This is a genomic window from Streptomyces griseorubiginosus, from assembly GCF_001514195.1.
Taxonomy (GTDB): domain Bacteria; phylum Actinomycetota; class Actinomycetes; order Streptomycetales; family Streptomycetaceae; genus Streptomyces; species Streptomyces griseorubiginosus.
Genome location: NZ_KQ948734.1, coordinates 1177488 through 1195360, shown reverse-complemented (window position 1 = coordinate 1195360; position 17873 = coordinate 1177488). Strand labels below are relative to the sequence as shown.

The following is a 17873-nucleotide window of genomic DNA, read 5'->3' as shown; positions in this document are numbered from 1 at the left end:
GTTTCGGGCTCTTGAACACAGCCCGCCCTCAGGTGAGACCAGGGCAATTTCCAGGTAAGCGTCCGTACACAGCCGTAAACCGATCCCCCGGGCCGCCCCTCTACAGGGACATGAGCCTCACCGGGACCGCGTTCCTCTACACGCTGATCGTGCTGTCCGTCGTCGCCATCGCGCTTCCGCTGGCCCTGTGGTCGCGGATCAGAGGGCCACGAGCCCTGCGGGCCGCGGCCAGGCTGCTCATGGTGCTCTTCGCCCAGGGCACGGCGGTCGCCCTCGTCTTCGTGCTGGTCAACAACCAGAACAACCTGTACGACAACTGGGCCGACCTGATCGGCACCGGCAACCACGTCCAGCAGGCCGCGAACCTCGGCGCCGACGGCACCGGCGGCATCTCGCTGAAACGGCTGCCCAAGGTGAAGCAGCGCTTCACGAACGCCTCCGGGCCCGGCATGAAGGGCGTGCGGGTGACCCAGCTCAAGGGCCGGGTCTCGGGGGTGAACGCCGAGGTCTACGCATGGCTGCCGCCGCAGTACACCGAGCCCGCCTACCGGCACCACAAGTTCCCCGTGGTGGAGCTGCTGTCGGGCTACCCGGGCTCCGCGAAGGCCTGGTTCGGGTCGCTGCACGCGGTCAACCAGCTGGCGCCGCTGATGCGCTCGGGCCGGGTCGCGCCGTTCATCCTGATCGCCCCGCGGATGAACCTGCTGGCCGGGGTGGACACCGGGTGCGCCAACATCACCGGCACGGTCAACGCGGACACCTGGCTCAGTGTCGACGTGCCGAAGATGGTCACCGACAACTTCCGGGCCCAGCCCGGTCCCACGGGCTGGGCGGTGGCCGGTTACTCGGCGGGCGGGCACTGCGCGACCAAGCTCGCCGTCGCGCACCCCGACCGCTACATGGCCGCGATCAGCATGTCCGGGTACAACGACCCGATCGGCGAGCGCAACTCGCTGGCCTCCGAGACCCCGGCCCTGCGCCGCGCCAACAACCCCTACGTGCTGCTGCGCGACGCCCGCACCCCGCCCGCCATAGCGCTCTACGAGTCCGGTCAGCCGGGCGACGGCTACGAGGCGGCCATGGGCCTGGAACAGGTCGCGAAGGCGCCGACGACCGTGCACGTGGTCTACATCCCGAAGAGCGCGGGCGGCCACAACATGGCGCTGTGGCGGCCGCAGGTGGTGCCCTCCTTCGTCTGGCTCACCGAGGAGATGGGCCTGCTGCACGGCCGCCCCGGAACTACTCGTCACGTACGGTCGAACGCCGGTTCCACGCCCGCGGCGCTCGCCAGTGGAACCTCATCGCGAGCAGGCGCAGTACGAAGGCCGTGAGCGCCGCGAGCCCGCTGGTGAACGGGGTGAGGGCGTCGTAGCGGATGCACAGCACGACCATGGTGGCGCCGACGATGGCCGGGACCGCGTACAGGTCGCGGTCCCAGCGCAGCAGCGAGGGCACCTCGTTGGCGAGCACGTCCCGGAGCACACCGCCGCCGACGGCGGTCGCGAGGCCGAGGGTCGCCGACTGGGTGAGGCCGAGCCCGTACTCGTACGCCTTGGTCGTCCCGGCGACGCAGAACAGGCCGAGGCCGGCCGCGTCGAAGACGTTCACGCCGACCTGGATGCGCTCCACGTGCGGGTGCAGGAAGAAGACCAGGAGGGCGGCGAGCAGGGGGGTGAGGAAGTAACCGAGATCCGTGAAGGCGGCGGGCGGTACCGCGCCGATGATCAGGTCCCGGAACAGCCCTCCGCCCAGCGCGGTGACCTCGGCGAGGACGGCGATGCCGAAGACGTCGAAGTTCTTGCGGACGGCCAGCAGCGCGCCGGAGATCGCGAACACGAAGATGCCGACGAGGTCGAGCGTGTGCTGGACGGAGGGACTGAACAGTTGCTGGAGCACACCGCATTGTCGCGCAGTGGCTGCTACAGGGCGGGCTTGCCCTTCGTGAAGAGCCAGGTCGCGAACAGGTCGTCGAGCTGCTGCCCGCTGATCTTCTCGGCGAGCCGGACGAAGTCGGCGGTGTCGGCGTTGCCGTAGCGGTGCAGTGCGGTCCAGGCCGGCAGGAGCTTGAAGAACGCCGTGTCGCCGATGCGCTCGCGCAGCACCTGGAGGGTCATCGCGCCGCGCTGGTAGACCGCGGAGGCGAACATGGTGTCGCGCTGCGGGTCGCCGACGGTGATCTGCCAGAAGGCGTTGTCCGCGGGCCGGGAGTTGTAGCCGGCGAGGAAGGAGTCGTGGGCGCTGCGGGTGCCCTTGTGCTCGGCCCACAGCCACTGGGCGTAGGTGGCGAAGCCCTCGTTGAGCCAGATGTCCTTCCACTGCGCGACGGAGACGCTGTCGCCGAACCACTGGTGGGCCAGCTCGTGCACGATCGTCGTCTCGTTGCGCACGGCCGAGTAGACCGGCTTGGACTGCACCTCCAGCGAGAACCCGGCCTGCGGCATGTCGTCGACGATCGCGCCGGTCTCCTCGAAGGGGTACGGCCCGAACACCTGCGACCAGTAGTCGGTGGCCTCGGCGGTGACGCCGTACACGTCGACGTTGTTGCTGTTCTCCAGGACCGGGTCGATGGCGGTGTAGATGGGGATGCCGCCGGGGGTCTTCCCGGTGCGGACGTCGAACTTCCCGATCGTGGCGGTCGCGAGGTAGGTCGCCATGGGCTTCTTCTCGCGCCAGTGGGTGAAGGTCGAGCCGCCCTTGTCGTACGTCGACACGAGCCGGCCGTTGGAGACCGCGGTCAGCCCCTTGGGGGTCTTGATGCGGATGTCGTAGGTGGCCTTGTCGGCGGGGTGGTCGCTGGAGGGGAACCAGGTGGAGGCGGCGTTGGGCTCACAGGCGACGAAGACGCCGTCGGGGGTCTTCATCCAGCCGTAGTCGGAGCCGAAGACGATGGGGCCGCTGAGGGGTTCCGGGACACCGCCGTAGGTGACGGCGACGGTGAAGTCCCGGTTCTTGCGCAGGGACTTCGCCGGGGTGATGCGGATCTCGTCGCCGTCGCGCGTGAACCGGGCCCGTCTGCCGTCGACTTCGACCCTGGTGACCTGGAGCTGCTGGAGGTCGAGGTCGAAGGAGGAGAGGTTCTGCGTGGCGCGGGCGGAGAGTGTCGTACGGCCGTCCAGCCGGTCGGTGTCGGGGTCGTACGCCACGTCGAGGGTGTAGTGGCGGGCGTCGTAGCCGCCGTTCCCGAGGTTCGGGAAGTAGGGGTCGCCTGTGCCGGGGGCGCCGGGTTGCGGGGCCGGGGCGGCCGCGATGACAAAGAAGGAAGCCGCCGCGGTCGCGACGGCTCCTAAGCGTGCCGAACGGGAGAGTCTCATGGTGTCGTCCCTTTCGAGCCTGTACCGATACGTCGGACAGGGACGACTCTTCACTCTCCCGTTCGGGCATGTGCATGACTTTGCCAACTCGTCATGCGTTAACTGTCGGTTGACTCCTGACTCGGAGCTTCCGGTTCGTCGGTCGGCTGCGGGTCAGTGGGGGTCGGTCGCGCAGTTCCCCGCGCCCCTGAGTGGGTCGACTGATCCTCGGTCTTGGCGCCCGGGCCCGTCTTCGTGATCTTTACCTCGGGCTTCTCGGAGACTTCCTCGGACACCTCGGTGTCGGCCACCCCCGCCGTCTCCGGCGAAGCCACCTCCGCCGCCACCGCCGCCGACGTCTCCGCGGACTCCGCAAGGACCTCGTCGGCGACCAGCGATGCCGCCTCCTTGGCCACCGACAGCAGGACCGTGTCCTGCGGAGCCTGGTCCGCGAAGTTCTCCGGGTGGTGGCAGGCCACCCGCTGGCCCGGGCGCAGCTCGATCAGCTGCGGCTCGGTCGTCTTGCAGACCTCCGTCGCCTTCCAGCAGCGCGTGTGGAAACGGCAGCCGGAGGGAGGGGAGATCGGGGACGGGACGTCGCCGCGCAGCAGGATGCGCTCGGACTTGGCGCCCCGGCGCTTGGGGTCCGGCACCGGGACCGCGGACATCAGGGCCTTGGTGTACGGGTGCATCGGCGCCTCGTACAGCGAGGTGCGGTCGGCGAGTTCGACGATCTTGCCGAGGTACATCACCGCGATGCGGTCCGAGACGTGCCGGACCACCGAGAGGTCGTGCGCGATGATCACGTACGTCAGGCCGAGCTCGTCCTGGAGGTCGTCCATGAGGTTCACGACCTGCGCCTGGATCGACACGTCGAGGGCCGACACCGGCTCGTCGGCCACCACCAGCTTCGGCTTGAGGGCGAGCGCCCTCGCGATGCCGATGCGCTGACGCTGACCGCCGGAGAACTCGTGCGGGTAGCGGTTGTAGTGCTCGGGGCTCAGGCCGACCAGCTCCAGGAGGCGCTGGACCTCCTTCTTCACCCCGCCCTCGGGCTCCACGCCCTGGAGGCGGAAGGGTGCCGAGACGATTCCGCCGATGGTGTGGCGGGGGTTCAGGGAGCCGTACGGGTCCTGGAAGATCATCTGGATGTCCCGCCGCAGCGGACGCATCCCGGCCGGCTTCAGCCGTGTGATGTCCTGGCCCTCGAAGTGGATCGAGCCGCCGGTCGGTTCCTGGAGCCGCGTGATGACCCGGCCCATGGTCGACTTGCCGCAGCCCGACTCGCCGACCACACCGAGCGTCTCGCCCTTGCGGACCTCGAAGTCGATGCCGTCGACGGCCTTGACCGCGCCGACCTGGCGCTGGAGCACGCCCTTGCGGATCGGGAAGTGCTTCTGCAACCCCTCGACCTTGAGCAGCACCTCGCGCTCGTCGGGGGCGGTGCTCACATCCGCATCCGTCTTCTTCGTCTCACTCACAGCTTCGGCGCAATCTCTTCGGTCCAGATCCGCGTGCGGTCCTCCGGCGAGAGGTGGCACGCGGAGAAGTGCCCGCCGCCGACCTGCTGGAGCTCCGGGCGCACGGTACGGGTGACATCGCCCTTGGGGATGTCCGCGTACGGGCAGCGGGGGTGGAAGGCGCAGCCCGAGGGGACGTTGATGAGGCTCGGCGGCTGGCCCTTGACGGGGATGAGCCGCTCGGAGGTCTCCCGGTCGATGCGCGGCATCGAGCCCAGCAGACCCCAGGTGTACGGGTGCTGCGGGCGCTCGAAGACGTCGTCGACGCTGCCGCGCTCCACGCACCGGCCGCCGTACATCACGAGGACGTCGTCGGCGATCTCGGCGACCACACCCAGGTCGTGGGTGATGAGGACGACCGCGGAGCCGAACTCCTTCTGGAGGTCGCGGATCAGGTCGAGGATCTGCGCCTGGACGGTGACGTCGAGGGCCGTCGTCGGCTCGTCCGCGATGAGCAGCTCGGGGTTGTTGACCAGCGCCATGGCGATCATCGCGCGCTGGCGCATACCGCCGGAGAACTCGTGCGGGTAACCGTCGACACGCTTGTCGGGCTCGGGGATGCCGACCCGGTCGAGCATCTCGATGGCCCGCTTGCGCGCGGTCTTCTTGTTGACGTCGTGGTGGACCCGGTACGCCTCCACGATCTGGTTGCCGATCGTGTAGTACGGGTGCATCGCGGACAGCGGGTCCTGGAAGATCATCGCCATCTCGCGACCGCGAAGCCGACGCACCTCGTCCGGGTCGGCGGAGACCAGCTCCTTGCCGCCCAGCCAGATCTCGCCGGACATCTGCACGTTCTTGCCGCGCGCCCCCAGCCGGTGCAGGCCCATGATCGCCAGCGAGGTGACGGACTTCCCGGACCCGGACTCGCCGACGATGCAGAGGGTCTTGCCCTTCTCCACCTCGAAGCTGAGCCCGTCGACGGACTTGACCAGGCCGTCGTCGGTCGGGAAGTGCACCTTGAGGTCGCGGACCGCGAGGAAGGCGTCGGGAGCGTTGCCGGGCGCGGGCTCGCCCAGGGCGGCACCGGTCTTGGACAGTTCGGTCACGAGAGCCTCACCCGCGGGTCGGCGGCGGCGTACAACAGGTCCACCAGGAGATTTGCTACGACGACGAAGATGGCGGCCAGCAGGGTGACGCCGAGGATCGGGGGCAGGTCGTTGTCGGTGATGCCCTGGACCGCGTACTGACCGATGCCGGGCAGCGAGAACACGGTCTCGGTGATCACCGCACCGCCGAGCAGCAGACCCAGGTCCATGCCGAACACCGTGATGATCGGCGTCAGGGCGGCCCTCAGGCCGTGCCGGCCGACCACGTTGCGCTCGCGCAGGCCCTTGGCGCGGGCCGTGCGGATGAAGTCCTCGTTCATCGTCTCCAGCATGCCCGAACGGGTCAGCCGCGCGTAGATGGCGGAGTACAGCAGGGCGAGCGAGCACCAGGCCGGGAAGAGCGTGTTGGCCCACTGGGCCGGGTTCTCCGTGAACGGCACATAGGTGCGGCCGAAGATCGGCCACTGGTAGGTGAAGAGCAGCAGCGCCAGGTTGCCCGTGAAGAACATGGGCAGCGAGACACCGGCGAGGGCGACGCCCATGAAGCTGCGGTCGAAGAAGCTGCCGGGCTTGAGCGCGGAGATCACACCGATCACGACACCGGAGACCAGCCACAGCACGGCGGCACCGAGGGCCAGCGACGCGGTCACGGGGATGCGCGAGGTGAGCTGCGGCCAGACCGCCTCGTGGGTCTTGAAGGAGTAGCCGAAGCACGGTGCGTCGCAGTGCGCGGTGGTGGGACCCAGGTTGTAGGTGGCCCCGGACACGACACCCTTGATGAAGTGCCAGTACTGGAGGTACAGGGGGTCGTCCAGACCCAGGTTCTGCTTGACCGCGAGGATGTCCGCCTTCGACGGGCTCTTCCCGAGGTACTGCTGCGCGAGCTGGTCGGCGGTCTGGCCGGCCATCCGCGGCAGCAGGAAGAAGATCGCGAAGGTGACCGCGGTGACGACCAACAGCAGGATCACTGCCGCGAACGTCCGACGGAGGATGTACGAGATCACGGGGACCGGCGCTGGTGCCCGTGGGCCGCGAAGCCCACGGGCACCAATGCCTTCACCTGCCTTCCGGGGCTACTTCTTGGTCGTGCCGATGTTGAGGTAGTCGTACTGACCGCTGAAGGCCGCCGTGGACACCAGGTTGGTGAAGCCGGCCGGACGGTACAGCAGGACCTTGAAGTAGGTCAGCGGGACCAGCGCCCCCAGGTCCATCGCACGCTTGTCGATCTGGGCGTACAGGCCGTTGCGCGTGGCGTCGTCCTCGGTGGCGATGGCCTTCTCCAGCATCTCGTTGATCTGCTTGTCGTTCAGGTACGAGAGGTTGGTGTTGCCGGAGGTGCCGATGGCGCCGCCGTTGAGGATCTGCTGGAGGAAGCCGTAACCGGAGTTCCAGTCGGCACCCCACTGCATCATGTGCAGGCCGATGTTCTGCTTCTTGTCGAAGGTGGGCACACCGGCGTAGTCGGTGAAGTACTTGCCCGACGGGTACTGCTTCAGGCTGGCGTTGATGCCGACCTTCTTCAGCGAGGCGATGATCGCGGTGGCCGCGTCGATCTCCTGCGGACGGTCGCTGCGCGCCGAGAGGTTGGTGCTGATGGTCGACTTGCCGCAGGCCTTCAGCTGCTCCTTGGCCTTGGCCACGTCGCCCTTGTTGCCGTCGGTCGCGTAGACGTCGGCCTTCTGGTAGCCGATGACGTCCGGCGGCAGCACGGTGGTGGCGATGTCACCGCGGATCGGGCCGCCCTCGGCGGTCTGCACGGAGACCTTGTCGATGGCGTACTCGACGGCCTTGCGGCACTCGACCTTGTCGAACGGCGCGACCTGGGTGTTGATCGCCATGTAGACCAGACGGCCACCGTAGGTGTTGTCCGTGTTGGCCTTCAGCTTGGAGTCGTTGACGACCTTCGCCTGGGTGGCGGCCTGGACACCGGTACCACCGAGGTCGATGGCGTCGCCGGCCTGGACGTCCTGGTCGATCGTCTCGGCGTTGACCTTCAGCTTGACGACGATCTTGTCCGGGTACTGCTTGCGCAGCGGGTCGGTCTTCGGGTCCCAGTTCTCGTTGCGGACGAGGACGGCCTCCTGGCCCTCCTTGTAGCTCTGGAACTTGTACGAGCCCGAGGACACGATGTTCTTGACGTAGTCGACGCCGGTGTCCTTGGCCTGCGGGACCGGAGCCGTCTGCGGGGTCGCGACCAGGTAGTCGAACTCCTGGAAGGGACGGTCGAGCTTGAAGACGATCGTGGTGTCGTCCGGCGTCTCGATGGACTTCAGGCCCTCGGGGCTCTTGTCCTTGTAGGGGCCCTTGTAGTTCTTGCCGCCGGTCAGGAACTGCTGGAAGTAGTTCGGACCGAGGGAGAGCACGTCACGCGCGAAGTTGGAGCGCTCGACGGCGTACTTGACGTCCTTCGAGGTGATCGGGGTGCCGTCCTGGAACTTCAGACCCGAACGGATCTTGTACGTCCAGGTCTTGCCGCCGTCGCTGGGCTGACCGGCGCTCGCGGCGAGGTCCGGGACCAGCTTGTTGCCCTCCTCGCCCGGACCGGGCTGGAAGGTCATCAGCGGGCGGGCGTAGAGCCGGCTGAGGTTGTACATGTAGGCGTAGTACGTGTTGCCGGGGTCGAAGGAGTCCGGGACGTCGGAGTACTCGTACGTGACCGTCCCACCCTTCTGGGTGGAGGCGTTGACGACACCCTTGGTCGCTGCGTTGGCCCCTGCCGACTTGCTTCCGTCTCCACCGTCGTTGTCATCGGCCTTGCTGCAAGCCGAGAGCAACAGGCTCGCACTGCCGATGGCCGCCACTGCGGCCAGCGCTGACCTTCGCATGATGGTCTGCTTCCCCTTCAATTGTCGGAAATCTTGTGGACTCTCACCGCCGCCGTTGGTCAGCGGCTGCGCGGGTCGAGAGCGTCGCGGAGACCGTCGCCGAGCAGGTTGAACGCGAGGACGGTCACGAAGATGGCCAGACCAGGCACGATCATGAACTGGGGGTCGACCTGGTAGTAGTCGACCGCCTGGTTGATCATGCCGCCCCAGGACGCCTGCGGAGGCTGGATGCCGACGCCGAGGAAACTGAGGGACGCCTCGAAGAGGATGTTGGTCGGGATGAGCAGCGTCGAGTAGACGATGATCGGGCCGACGAGGTTCGGCAGCAGTTCCCGGAAGAGGATGTAGGGCCCCTTGGCCCCCATCCCCCGGGACGCGTCGACGAACTCCCGCTCGCGCAGGGCCAGGGTCTGGCCGCGCACGATACGGCCCAGGTAGGGCCAGTTGAAGAAGCCGATGATGAAGATCAGCACGCTGATGTGCAGCGGCAGACCCTCCAGCCCGAAGGCGCCGCCCTGCAGGGTGGCCGAGATGGCGATGGCGAACAGCAGCAGCGGGAACGCCAGGAAGGTGTCCATCAGCCGGCTGATGATCGTGTCGACCCGGCCGCCGTAGTACCCGGCGACCACGCCGAGGACCGCGCCGATGGTGTTCGACAGGATGGTGGCGCCGAAGGCCACGACCAGCGAGACCCAGGAGCCCTCGAGGATGCGGGTGGCGATGTCGCGGCCGAACTTCGGCTCCACGCCGAGCGGGTGGTCCCAGCTCATGCCGCCCCAGGCGCCCTTGGGCAGCGAGGTGTTGGGGTCGATGAGGTCCTGGTGCAGGGCGTTCGGGTCCAGGTCGAAGATCGCCTGGATCGGACGGGCCAGCACCGCGATCAGGATCAGCAGGATGACGATCACGCCACCGGCGACCGCCACCCTGTCCCTCTTGAAACGGGACCAGGCGATCTGCCCCAGGGAACGGCCCTCGATCTGCCCCTTGCCGGCGCCGGCGAGGACAGCCTCAGGCTGCGCCTCGGCCTGCGCCCCGGTGGTCTCGATCGGTGCGGTCACAGTGACCCGACCCCTCTCGCCGGTGGTGACCGGCCTACACCCGCCGTGGATTACGGCTTTGTCGACTTGCTCAGCTCACAGGAACGTCTGTTCCTGCGTCTGCCTGGGGAGTCTTCAGCTTCGCTGCGATCACCCGCCAGGTCTGGCGAAGAAAGTATGCGTAACCGTGATGCAGTACGAGGGATTCCGTTATCCGAACAGCGGGTAACGCCTCCCGGACGCATGCCAGTTGGGACAGAACGGCACAATAAGGGACACCTGTCGCGATTCGCCGCTATCTACGCGCGAAGAAACGTGGCTGTTACGTAAACGAGCCGAACGGGTTGCCGTAGCTCTCAGTAAGCACCCCGGGCCGGGGGATAGCCGTACCCGGCCGCCGGGGCCTGCGCGGGCGCGCCGTGCGCCTCACGGTCGTAGAAGGGCCGGGCCCCCGCGCGCATCCACAGCGCCACCGGGTCGTACTCGTCGGACATCGCCACGGTCGACACCGGCAGCCCCTCCGGTACCGCGCCGATGGACTGCTGCATCATCGCGCGCACCGAGTCCACGGCCGACGGGCTGGTGTCGTACACATCCAGGCCGATGGCGAGATACGGCGCCCCGAGCGCCGGCTGCACCCAGGCACGGCGCAGGGAGCGGACCGCCGGGGTGCGGTGGGCGTTCTGCACGAGCAGGGCGTAGAACTGCGGGACCTCGATGCCGGGTTCCGAGAGCCGGAGCGGGCCGGCGGGCTGGCGCTCCAGGCCGGTGGCGATGCGGCGCAGGTCGAGCCAGGGGATGCCGACGCCGCCGCCCGGGGCGTGCGGGTTGAGCCAGAGGCCGTAGTGGTCGGGGTAGAGGGTGCGGGCCACGTCGACTCCGTCGACGACCTCGTAGGAACGGTTCCAGCCGCTGGCGGAGAGTTCCTGGGCCGAGGTCACGCAGGGGGCGTAGCCGTGGCCGTCGACCTCCATGTTTCCGTACTGGGCGTCCGGGGAGCCGGCCTGGCCGTGCCACAGCAGCATCCAGACCTGGCCGGCGGTGGGGGTCGCGAGGGCGCGCAGCAGTGCCTCGTAGGCGTCGTAGCGCCCGGGGGTCACCTGGCGCAGCATGTGCTCGACCGTGCCGGTCGCGGTGCCGCTGGCGCTCACGTCGTATCGCCCCTTCTTGAAAGTTCCCCGAGTATGAAACCAGCTTAAGCGCCTACCGGGTGGGGACCTGTGCGTCGTCGGCGAGTGCGGGTCGTCTGTGGCTCGTCGCGCAGTTCCCCGCGCCCCTGCGGAGTCACGTCCCCTGGGTGTAAAAGGGACGGACCTGGGCTCGCATCCAGTGGCCGACCGGGTCGTCCGCCACGTCCAGGAGGACCAGGTTGACCGGCCAGCGGACCGGGGTCGTGCCGAGGGCCCTGCCCAGGGCGTCCATCGGGAGGGTGCGCAAGTCGCCCTCCCACTGGGAGAGTTCGACGCCGACGAACATGACCGGGTCGGCCGTCTCGATGGCGGCCAGGCAGCGGCGGGCGGTGAGGACCACGCCGGTCGCCGCGAACTCGGCCGAGGCGGCGGCCAGGAAGTCGACCGGGTCGTCCTGCCAGTCGGGCTCGTAGAGCTTGACGCGGCCACCGGTGTTGGGGCCGTCCAGCGGGGTGCGGCCCACCCGGCACAGGTCGGCGACCGCGGCGGGCGGCAGCGGGACACCGACCACGCCGTCGGGGTTCACGGCGATGCCCACGTGCGGGGGCAGACCGCGGGCGAACTCCACCGCCGGGGCGATCGTGTACGACAGGTGCGAGCCGACGACCTGGCGGAACTGCTCCTCGGAGCTGAAGACCGGGACATACGCCTGGCCGGCGATCTCCAGGGTGGGCAGGTCGAGGGGCCCGCTGTGCGGGCCGCCGCCGTTGGGCAGCGGGACCCAGACGAAGCTGCGGCCGAGGACCTCGATGATCCGTCCGCCGGCCGAGGGGATGCCGAGGGAGGCCGAGAGCACCTCCTCCAGCTCGTTGCCGGGCCACCCGCCGTGCGGGTGGGGGTGTGCCGACTGTGCCGGGAAGTCCGCGGGAAGATCCGCCGGGAAGTCCATCTGTTCTGACCGCCTGCTGTGAACCGCTGATGTGGCTGAAAGGCTAGCGGGTGCACCGGCTGTGTGGCTCGGCCCGGGAAGCCGGGATGTGTGGGCTCGGCCCGGGAAGCCAGGATGTGCGGCTCGGCACGGGAGGCCAGGATGTGCGGCTCGGCACGGGAGGCCAGGATGTGTGGGCTCAGCCCGTGAAGCCGATCCTCTTCAGGACGTCCGCCGCGTCGCGGTCGATCAGGACCGCCGAGCCGCAGCCCGGGGGCAGGTCGCCGCGTTCCACGGAGCGGATCAGGCGGGCGGCCGCGCCCCGGTGCCGCAGGAAGGCGTACCGGGAGACGCCCCGGCCGCGCTCGCGCTGACCCTCGAGCGCGGTGTCCGTCGTGACGTCGAGGAGCAGCAGGTGCAGGGTGCCGCCGCGGCGGCGGGCCTCGCGGGCCAGCCAGCCGCGCACCCAGGTCTGGGTCCCGCAGTCGTGCACCACCACTCCGGCGCCGGAACGCAGGGCGCGGCGCAGTCCGGCGTAGTGCGCGAGCCGGACCAGGGGGCGGTAGACGGCGTACGGCAGGAAGCCGGACAGCAGGCCGTCCCAGCGGTCGCGGGTGTCCTGGGAGTCGACGCGGGTGCCGGTGACCGCCCGCTTCATGAGGGTGGACTTGCCGCTGCCGGGCAGGCCGGTAACGACGACGAGGTCCTGGGGACCGAAGAGCAGGGCGTGCGGGCTGTGACCCGCGCGCTCGCGCAGATCACGGACGACGGGGCGGGTGCCGCGGGCCTCGACGGCCGGCGCCGCGGGCTGCTTGGGCAGCGCGATGCCCGAGGTCGTCGCGTACGCGGTGGTCCTGTTCACCGTCATCGTCCTCCTCCGGGTTCAGGGGGTTCTACCCCTCCCCACCGAGCGTAAAGAGAAGGTAATGGATGATCTCTCGCGTTTCTGTACGCGTACCGCCACAGACCGGTTACAGAAGGGGGCCTCCGATCCGGCCCTGACGTCGGCCTCGAAGGCGTGCAATGATGGCGGCGCCAACTGCATACCGGCCGTTTGAATCCGCGCGGGAGAGTTCCGGGTACGTGTACCCGGGCGCCGAAGGAGCAAGTCCCTCCCTTGAATCTCTCAGGCCCCGTTACCGCGCGGGCGAGGCACATCTGAAAAGCGGGCCGCCGATGCCGGTGGCCCCACCCACGGTGCAAGTCATGTCCTTCATGGCGAACCTCTCAGGTTCCGATGACAGATGGGGAGGAAAGACCTCGCCTGTCATGCCTTGGATTCTGGAGACGACCGTCCGATGACCAGTTCTGCACCCCGGCACACCGCGCTCGACGCCCTGCACCGCTCCCTCGGTGCCACGATGACCGACTTCGCGGGCTGGGACATGCCCCTGCGCTACGGCTCCGAGCGCGACGAGCACAACGCGGTGCGCACCAGGGCCGGACTCTTCGACCTCTCCCACATGGGCGAGATCACCGTGACCGGACCGCAGGCCGCCGAGCTGCTGAACTTCGCCCTCGTCGGCAACATCGCCTCGGTCGGTGTCGGCCGGGCCCGCTACACCATGATCTGCCAGGCCGACGGCGGCATCCTGGACGACCTGATCGTCTACCGGCTGGGCGAGACCGAGTACATGGTGGTCGCCAACGCCTCCAACGCCCAGGTCGTCCTCGACGCGCTGACCGAGCGCGCGGCCGGCTTCGACGCCGAGGTACGGGACGACCGGGACGCGTACGCGCTGATCGCCGTGCAGGGGCCCGAGTCCCCGGGCATCGTGAAGTCGCTGACCGACGCCGACCTCGACGGCCTCAAGTACTACGCCGGTCTGCCCGGCACGGTCGCGGGGGTCCCCGCCCTCATCGCGCGCACCGGCTACACCGGCGAGGACGGCTTCGAGCTGTTCGTGAAGCCCGAGCACGCGGTCGAGCTGTGGCAGGCGCTCACCAAGGCCGGCGAGGGCGTCGGCCTGGTCCCCTGCGGGCTGTCCTGCCGGGACACACTGCGCCTGGAGGCGGGCATGCCGCTCTACGGGCACGAGCTGTCCGCCGACCTGACCCCCTACGACGCGGGCCTCGGCCGGGTCGTGAAGTTCGACAAGGGCGACTTCGTGGGCCGCGAGGCCCTGCGGGTGGCCGCCGAGCACAGCAACCACGAGGGACCGCGCGTCCTGGTCGGCCTGATCGCCGAAGGGCGCCGGGTCCCCCGGGCCGGGTACGCCGTCGTGGCCGAGGGCAAGGTGATCGGCGAGGTCACCTCCGGGGCCCCCTCCCCCACGCTGGGCAAGCCCATCGCGATGGCCTACGTCGAGCCCATGTACGCCGCTCCCGGCACGGAGGGTGTCGGTGTGGACATCCGGGGCAGCCACGAGCCGTACGAGGTCGTGGCGCTGCCGTTCTACAAGCGCCAGAAGTAACCGCCGTAGGTGATGCTGAGCACGGAGTCACGGCTCACGCACGCCTTCCGCAGTCCCCCCTTCGTCAGCAGTCCCCCGCGTACAGGAGAATTCAGGCCATGAGCAACCCCCAGCAGCTGCGTTACAGCAAGGAGCACGAGTGGCTGTCGGGCGCCGAGGACGGCGTCTCGACGGTCGGCATCACGGAGCACGCGGCCAACGCGCTCGGCGATGTCGTCTTCGTCCAGCTCCCCGAGGTCGGTGACACGGTGACCGCGGGCGAGACCTGCGGCGAGCTGGAGTCGACCAAGTCGGTCTCCGACCTGTACTCCCCCGTCTCCGGTGAGGTCACCGAGGTCAACGAGGACGTCGTCAACGACCCGTCGCTGGTGAACTCCGCCCCCTTCGAGGGCGGCTGGCTGTTCAAGGTACGCGTCGCGGAGGAGCCGGCCGACCTGCTCTCCGCCGACGAGTACACCGCCTTTTCCGCCGGCTGAGGAGTCGTACACCTGATGTCCGCACTGAACACGCCCCTGCACGAGCTCGACCCGGAGATCGCCGCCGCGGTCGACGCCGAGCTGGTCAGGCAGCAGTCCACGCTCGAGATGATCGCCTCGGAGAACTTCGCTCCGCTCGCGGTCATGGAGGCGCAGGGCTCGGTCCTCACCAACAAGTACGCCGAGGGCTACCCGGGCCGCCGCTACTACGGCGGCTGCGAGCACGTCGACGTGGCCGAGCAGATCGCCATCGACCGGCTCAAGGAGCTGTTCGGCGCCGAGTACGCCAACGTGCAGCCCCACTCCGGTGCCTCCGCCAACCAGGCCGCCCTGTTCGCGCTGGCCCAGCCCGGCGACACCATCCTCGGTCTCGACCTCGCGCACGGCGGTCACCTGACCCACGGGATGCGGCTGAACTTCTCCGGCAAGCAGTTCAACGTGGTCGCGTACCACGTGGACGAGTCGGGCCTCGTCGACATGGCCGAGCTGGAGAAGCTCGCGCGCGAGCACCGGCCGAAGGTGATCATCGCGGGCTGGTCCGCGTACCCGCGGCAGCTGGACTTCGCGGAGTTCCGGCGGATCGCCGACGAGGTCGGGGCGTACCTGTGGGTCGACATGGCGCACTTCGCCGGTCTGGTCGCGGCCGGGCTGCACCCGAACCCGGTCGAGTACGCGGACGTGGTCACCTCCACGACCCACAAGACCCTGGGCGGCCCGCGCGGCGGGATCATCCTGGCGAAGAAGGACTTCGCGAAGAAGCTGAACTCCTCCGTCTTCCCGGGCTTCCAGGGCGGTCCCCTGGAGCACGTGATCGCGGCGAAGGCGGTGTCCTTCAAGGTGGCGGCGGGCGAGGAGTTCAAGGAGCGCCAGCGGCGTACGGTGGAGGGCGCGCGCATCCTCGCCGAGCGCCTGACGGCCGACGACGCCCGGGAGGCCGGGGTCAACGTGCTCTCCGGCGGCACCGACGTGCACCTCATCCTCGTCGACCTGCGCGAGTCCGAGCTGGACGGCAAGCAGGCCGAGGACCGTCTCCACGAGGTCGGCATCACGGTCAACCGCAACGCCGTCCCGAACGACCCGCGTCCGCCGATGGTCACGTCGGGTCTGCGGATCGGCACGCCCGCGCTCGCGACGCGCGGCTTCACGGCCGAGGACTTCGCCGAGGTCGCGGACGTCATCGCGGCGGCCCTGAAGGCGCCCTCTCCCTTCGGGGAGGCCGACGTGGAGTCGCTGAAGGCCCGCGTCAAGGCGCTGGCCGACAAGCACCCGCTGTACCCCGGCCTCAACGGCCTGAACAAGTAGTTCCACGGTGGGGGCACCCGACGACGTGTGCCCCCACCCTTTTTGAAGGAGTTCCCGTGGCCATCTCGGTCTTCGACCTGTTCTCGATCGGCATAGGCCCGTCGAGCTCCCACACGGTCGGCCCGATGCGCGCGGCCCGCATGTTCGCCCGCCGTCTGCGCAACGAGGACCTGCTGCCGGCCGTCGCCTCGGTCCGCTGCGAGCTCTACGGCTCCCTGGGCGCGACCGGCCACGGCCACGGCACCCCGAAGGCGGTGCTGCTGGGCCTGGAGGGGGCGTCCCCCCGGACAGTGGACGTGGCGGGCGCGGACGACAGGGTCGCGGAGATCCGGTCCGCGGGGCGGCTGAAGCTGCTCGGCGAGCACGAGATCCCCTTCTCCTTCGACGACGACCTGGTGCTGCACCGCCGCAAGGCGCTCCCGTACCACGCCAACGGCATGACGGTGTGGGCCTACGACGCCTCGGGCGCCGAGCTCCTGTCGAAGACGTACTACTCGGTCGGCGGCGGTTTCGTCGTGGACGAGGACGCGGTCGGCGAGGACCGGATCAAGCTCGACGACACGGTGCTGAAGTACCCGTTCCGCACGGGTGACGAGCTGCTGCGCCTGACCAAGGAGACCGGCCTGTCGATCTCCGCCCTGATGCTGGAGAACGAGCGGGCCTGGCGCACGGAGGACGAGATCCGGGCCGGACTCCTGGAGATCTGGCGCGTGATGCGGGCCTGTGTCTCCCGGGGCATGTCCCAGGAGGGCATCCTGCCGGGCGGTCTGCGGGTGCGTCGGCGCGCAGCCGTGACGGCCCGTCAACTCCGGGCGGAGGGCGATGCGTTGGCCCACTCCATGGAGTGGATCACGCTGTACGCGATGGCGGTCAACGAGGAGAACGCGGCCGGCGGCCGGGTGGTGACCGCCCCGACCAACGGCGCGGCCGGCATCATCCCCGCGGTGCTGCACTACTACATGAACTTCGTGCCCGGCGCGGACGAGGACGGCGTGGTCCGCTTCCTCCTCGCCGCGGGCGCGATCGGCATGCTCTTCAAGGAGAACGCGTCCATCTCCGGCGCGGAGGTCGGCTGCCAGGGCGAGGTCGGCTCGGCCTGCTCGATGGCGGCGGGCGCGCTGGCGGAGGTCCTCGGCGGCTCCCCCGAACAGGTCGAGAACGCCGCCGAGATCGGCATGGAGCACAACCTGGGCCTGACCTGCGACCCGGTCGGCGGCCTGGTCCAGATCCCCTGCATCGAACGCAACGGCATGGCCGCGGTGAAGGCGGTCACGGCGGCGAAGATGGCCCTGCGCGGCGACGGCTCCCACAAGGTCTCCCTCGACAAGGTCATCAAGACGATGAAGGACACGGGGGCGGACATGAGCGTGAAATACAAGGAGACGGCCCGGGGCGGGCTTGCGGTGAACATCATCGAGTGCTGAGGGGAATCCCCGAGAAGCGGAGAGGTTCCCGGTCCATGACCCGGCCCTACGACCAGAACCACCGCGAGACCCTTGGCGCCCAGCTGCACCTGCCCGTGGCCGAACGGACCTGCCCCGTCTGCGGCCGCACGACCATGCGCCTCTACCACCACACGACGTACGGGCGGAGCGAGCCTTCGTGGATCAACTACCTGTGGTGCGGCAACTGTCACGCCTACTCGTCGTCCTTCACGGGGGCCGGCCGCAAGATGGTCGAGAGTGACCCCCTCCTCGAGCAGTACGGCGACCGGATCTCCGAGGTCTTCCGCGACCCCGAGCGTCTGCTCACGATCCTCGACGGCTACTGGAAGGCGGGAAAACTCCCTCAGGTGATCTCGCGCCGCCCACGCGGAGGCTGATGGTGTCGCGCCGCCCGCCCCGATTCCGATTCGTCGTCGGCGCAACCAATCCACCTGGTCCGCGGGAACGGATTACGTCC

16 protein-coding genes and 2 riboswitches are annotated in these 17873 nt (G+C 69.1%); of the genes, 6 read left to right on the top strand and 10 right to left on the bottom strand.

What is annotated here, in order from left to right; genetic code table 11:
* The first annotated feature begins 110 nt into the window (after positions 1-110).
* Positions 111-1331 carry an alpha/beta hydrolase gene (locus AQJ54_RS05365; RefSeq protein WP_062234362.1) on the top strand — a complete coding sequence of 407 codons (1221 nt, stop codon included), beginning with the start codon at positions 111-113 and terminating at the stop codon, positions 1329-1331.
* Here the strand turns inward: AQJ54_RS05365 and AQJ54_RS05360 are convergent.
* The 10 genes from AQJ54_RS05360 to AQJ54_RS05315 form a co-directional block, all read right to left on the bottom strand.
* A complete protein-coding gene (locus AQJ54_RS05360; protein WP_062026842.1) occupies positions 1240-1896 on the bottom strand; it encodes a trimeric intracellular cation channel family protein in 657 nt (218 codons plus the stop codon). The genes AQJ54_RS05365 and AQJ54_RS05360 overlap by 92 nt on opposite strands.
* A gap of 23 nt (positions 1897-1919) precedes the next feature.
* The gene (locus AQJ54_RS05355) at positions 1920-3311 is read right to left on the bottom strand and encodes a M1 family metallopeptidase (RefSeq protein WP_062234359.1); all 1392 of its coding nucleotides are present in this window, start codon (positions 3309-3311) and stop codon (positions 1920-1922) included.
* A gap of 98 nt (positions 3312-3409) precedes the next feature.
* Positions 3410-4771 carry an ABC transporter ATP-binding protein gene (locus AQJ54_RS05350; protein WP_062234355.1) on the bottom strand — a complete coding sequence of 454 codons (1362 nt, stop codon included), beginning with the start codon at positions 4769-4771 and terminating at the stop codon, positions 3410-3412.
* Positions 4768-5859, bottom strand: a complete 1092-nt coding sequence (locus AQJ54_RS05345) for an ABC transporter ATP-binding protein (RefSeq protein WP_062234352.1) — start codon at positions 5857-5859, stop codon at positions 4768-4770. Before AQJ54_RS05345 ends, AQJ54_RS05350 begins: the two co-directional genes overlap by 4 nt.
* Positions 5856-6863, bottom strand: a complete 1008-nt coding sequence (locus AQJ54_RS05340; protein ID WP_020139913.1) for an ABC transporter permease — start codon at positions 6861-6863, stop codon at positions 5856-5858. The genes AQJ54_RS05345 and AQJ54_RS05340 overlap by 4 nt, the downstream gene beginning before the upstream one ends.
* A 69-nt stretch (positions 6864-6932) precedes the next feature.
* Positions 6933-8684 carry an ABC transporter substrate-binding protein gene (locus tag AQJ54_RS05335; RefSeq protein ID WP_062234936.1) on the bottom strand — a complete coding sequence of 584 codons (1752 nt, stop codon included), beginning with the start codon at positions 8682-8684 and terminating at the stop codon, positions 6933-6935.
* Positions 8685-8743: 59 nt separating this feature from the next.
* Positions 8744-9742, bottom strand: coding sequence for an ABC transporter permease (locus AQJ54_RS05330; RefSeq protein WP_062026847.1), 999 nt, complete (start codon positions 9740-9742; stop codon positions 8744-8746).
* A 335-nt stretch (positions 9743-10077) separates the two neighbouring features.
* The gene (locus AQJ54_RS05325; RefSeq protein WP_062234349.1) at positions 10078-10872 is read right to left on the bottom strand and encodes an enhanced serine sensitivity protein SseB C-terminal domain-containing protein; all 795 of its coding nucleotides are present in this window, start codon (positions 10870-10872) and stop codon (positions 10078-10080) included.
* A gap of 133 nt (positions 10873-11005) precedes the next feature.
* Positions 11006-11800: an enhanced serine sensitivity protein SseB gene (locus tag AQJ54_RS05320; RefSeq protein WP_062234347.1), complete on the bottom strand. Its 795-nt coding sequence runs from the start codon at positions 11798-11800 to the stop codon at positions 11006-11008.
* Positions 11801-11978: 178 nt separating this feature from the next.
* Complete coding sequence (locus tag AQJ54_RS05315) at positions 11979-12647, bottom strand: AAA family ATPase (protein ID WP_062234344.1); 669 nt, start codon at positions 12645-12647, stop codon at positions 11979-11981.
* Between the two features lie 187 nt (positions 12648-12834).
* Positions 12835-12931: riboswitch (glycine riboswitch) on the top strand.
* Positions 12932-13033: riboswitch (glycine riboswitch) on the top strand. It begins immediately after the preceding riboswitch.
* Between the two features lie 44 nt (positions 13034-13077).
* Here AQJ54_RS05315 and gcvT point away from each other — a divergent pair.
* The 5 genes from gcvT to AQJ54_RS05290 all read left to right on the top strand — a co-directional run bounded on the left by gcvT (position 13078) and on the right by AQJ54_RS05290 (position 17793).
* Entirely contained in the window at positions 13078-14193 is a 1116-nt protein-coding gene (gene gcvT, locus AQJ54_RS05310) for a glycine cleavage system aminomethyltransferase GcvT (protein ID WP_062234342.1), read from the top strand.
* Positions 14194-14291: 98 nt separating this feature from the next.
* Entirely contained in the window at positions 14292-14669 is a 378-nt protein-coding gene (gene gcvH / locus AQJ54_RS05305; RefSeq protein ID WP_062026852.1) for a glycine cleavage system protein GcvH, read from the top strand.
* Between the two features lie 15 nt (positions 14670-14684).
* The gene (gene glyA, locus AQJ54_RS05300; RefSeq protein WP_062026853.1) at positions 14685-15971 is read left to right on the top strand and encodes a serine hydroxymethyltransferase; all 1287 of its coding nucleotides are present in this window, start codon (positions 14685-14687) and stop codon (positions 15969-15971) included.
* 56 nt (positions 15972-16027) lie between these two features.
* A complete protein-coding gene (locus tag AQJ54_RS05295) occupies positions 16028-17395 on the top strand; it encodes an L-serine ammonia-lyase (protein ID WP_062026854.1) in 1368 nt (455 codons plus the stop codon).
* A 35-nt stretch (positions 17396-17430) separates the two neighbouring features.
* Positions 17431-17793, top strand: coding sequence for a hypothetical protein (locus AQJ54_RS05290; RefSeq protein WP_062234339.1), 363 nt, complete (start codon positions 17431-17433; stop codon positions 17791-17793).
* The last annotated feature ends 80 nt before the right edge of the window (positions 17794-17873 follow it).

Excerpts from the sequence above, each read along its gene's own strand:
- AQJ54_RS05365 (WP_062234362.1), top strand. The coding sequence starts at position 111 with ATGAGCCTCACCGGGACCGCGTTCCTCTACACGCTGATCGTGCTGTCC.
- AQJ54_RS05355 (WP_062234359.1), bottom strand. The coding sequence starts at position 3,311 with ATGAGACTCTCCCGTTCGGCACGCTTAGGAGCCGTCGCGACCGCGGCG.
- AQJ54_RS05335 (WP_062234936.1), bottom strand. The coding sequence starts at position 8,684 with ATGCGAAGGTCAGCGCTGGCCGCAGTGGCGGCCATCGGCAGTGCGAGC.
- AQJ54_RS05320 (WP_062234347.1), bottom strand. The coding sequence starts at position 11,800 with ATGGACTTCCCGGCGGATCTTCCCGCGGACTTCCCGGCACAGTCGGCA.
- AQJ54_RS05315 (WP_062234344.1), bottom strand. The coding sequence starts at position 12,647 with ATGACGGTGAACAGGACCACCGCGTACGCGACGACCTCGGGCATCGCG.
- gcvT (WP_062234342.1), top strand. The coding sequence starts at position 13,078 with ATGACCAGTTCTGCACCCCGGCACACCGCGCTCGACGCCCTGCACCGC.
- gcvH (WP_062026852.1), top strand. The coding sequence starts at position 14,292 with ATGAGCAACCCCCAGCAGCTGCGTTACAGCAAGGAGCACGAGTGGCTG.
- glyA (WP_062026853.1), top strand. The coding sequence starts at position 14,685 with ATGTCCGCACTGAACACGCCCCTGCACGAGCTCGACCCGGAGATCGCC.
- AQJ54_RS05290 (WP_062234339.1), top strand. The coding sequence starts at position 17,431 with ATGACCCGGCCCTACGACCAGAACCACCGCGAGACCCTTGGCGCCCAG.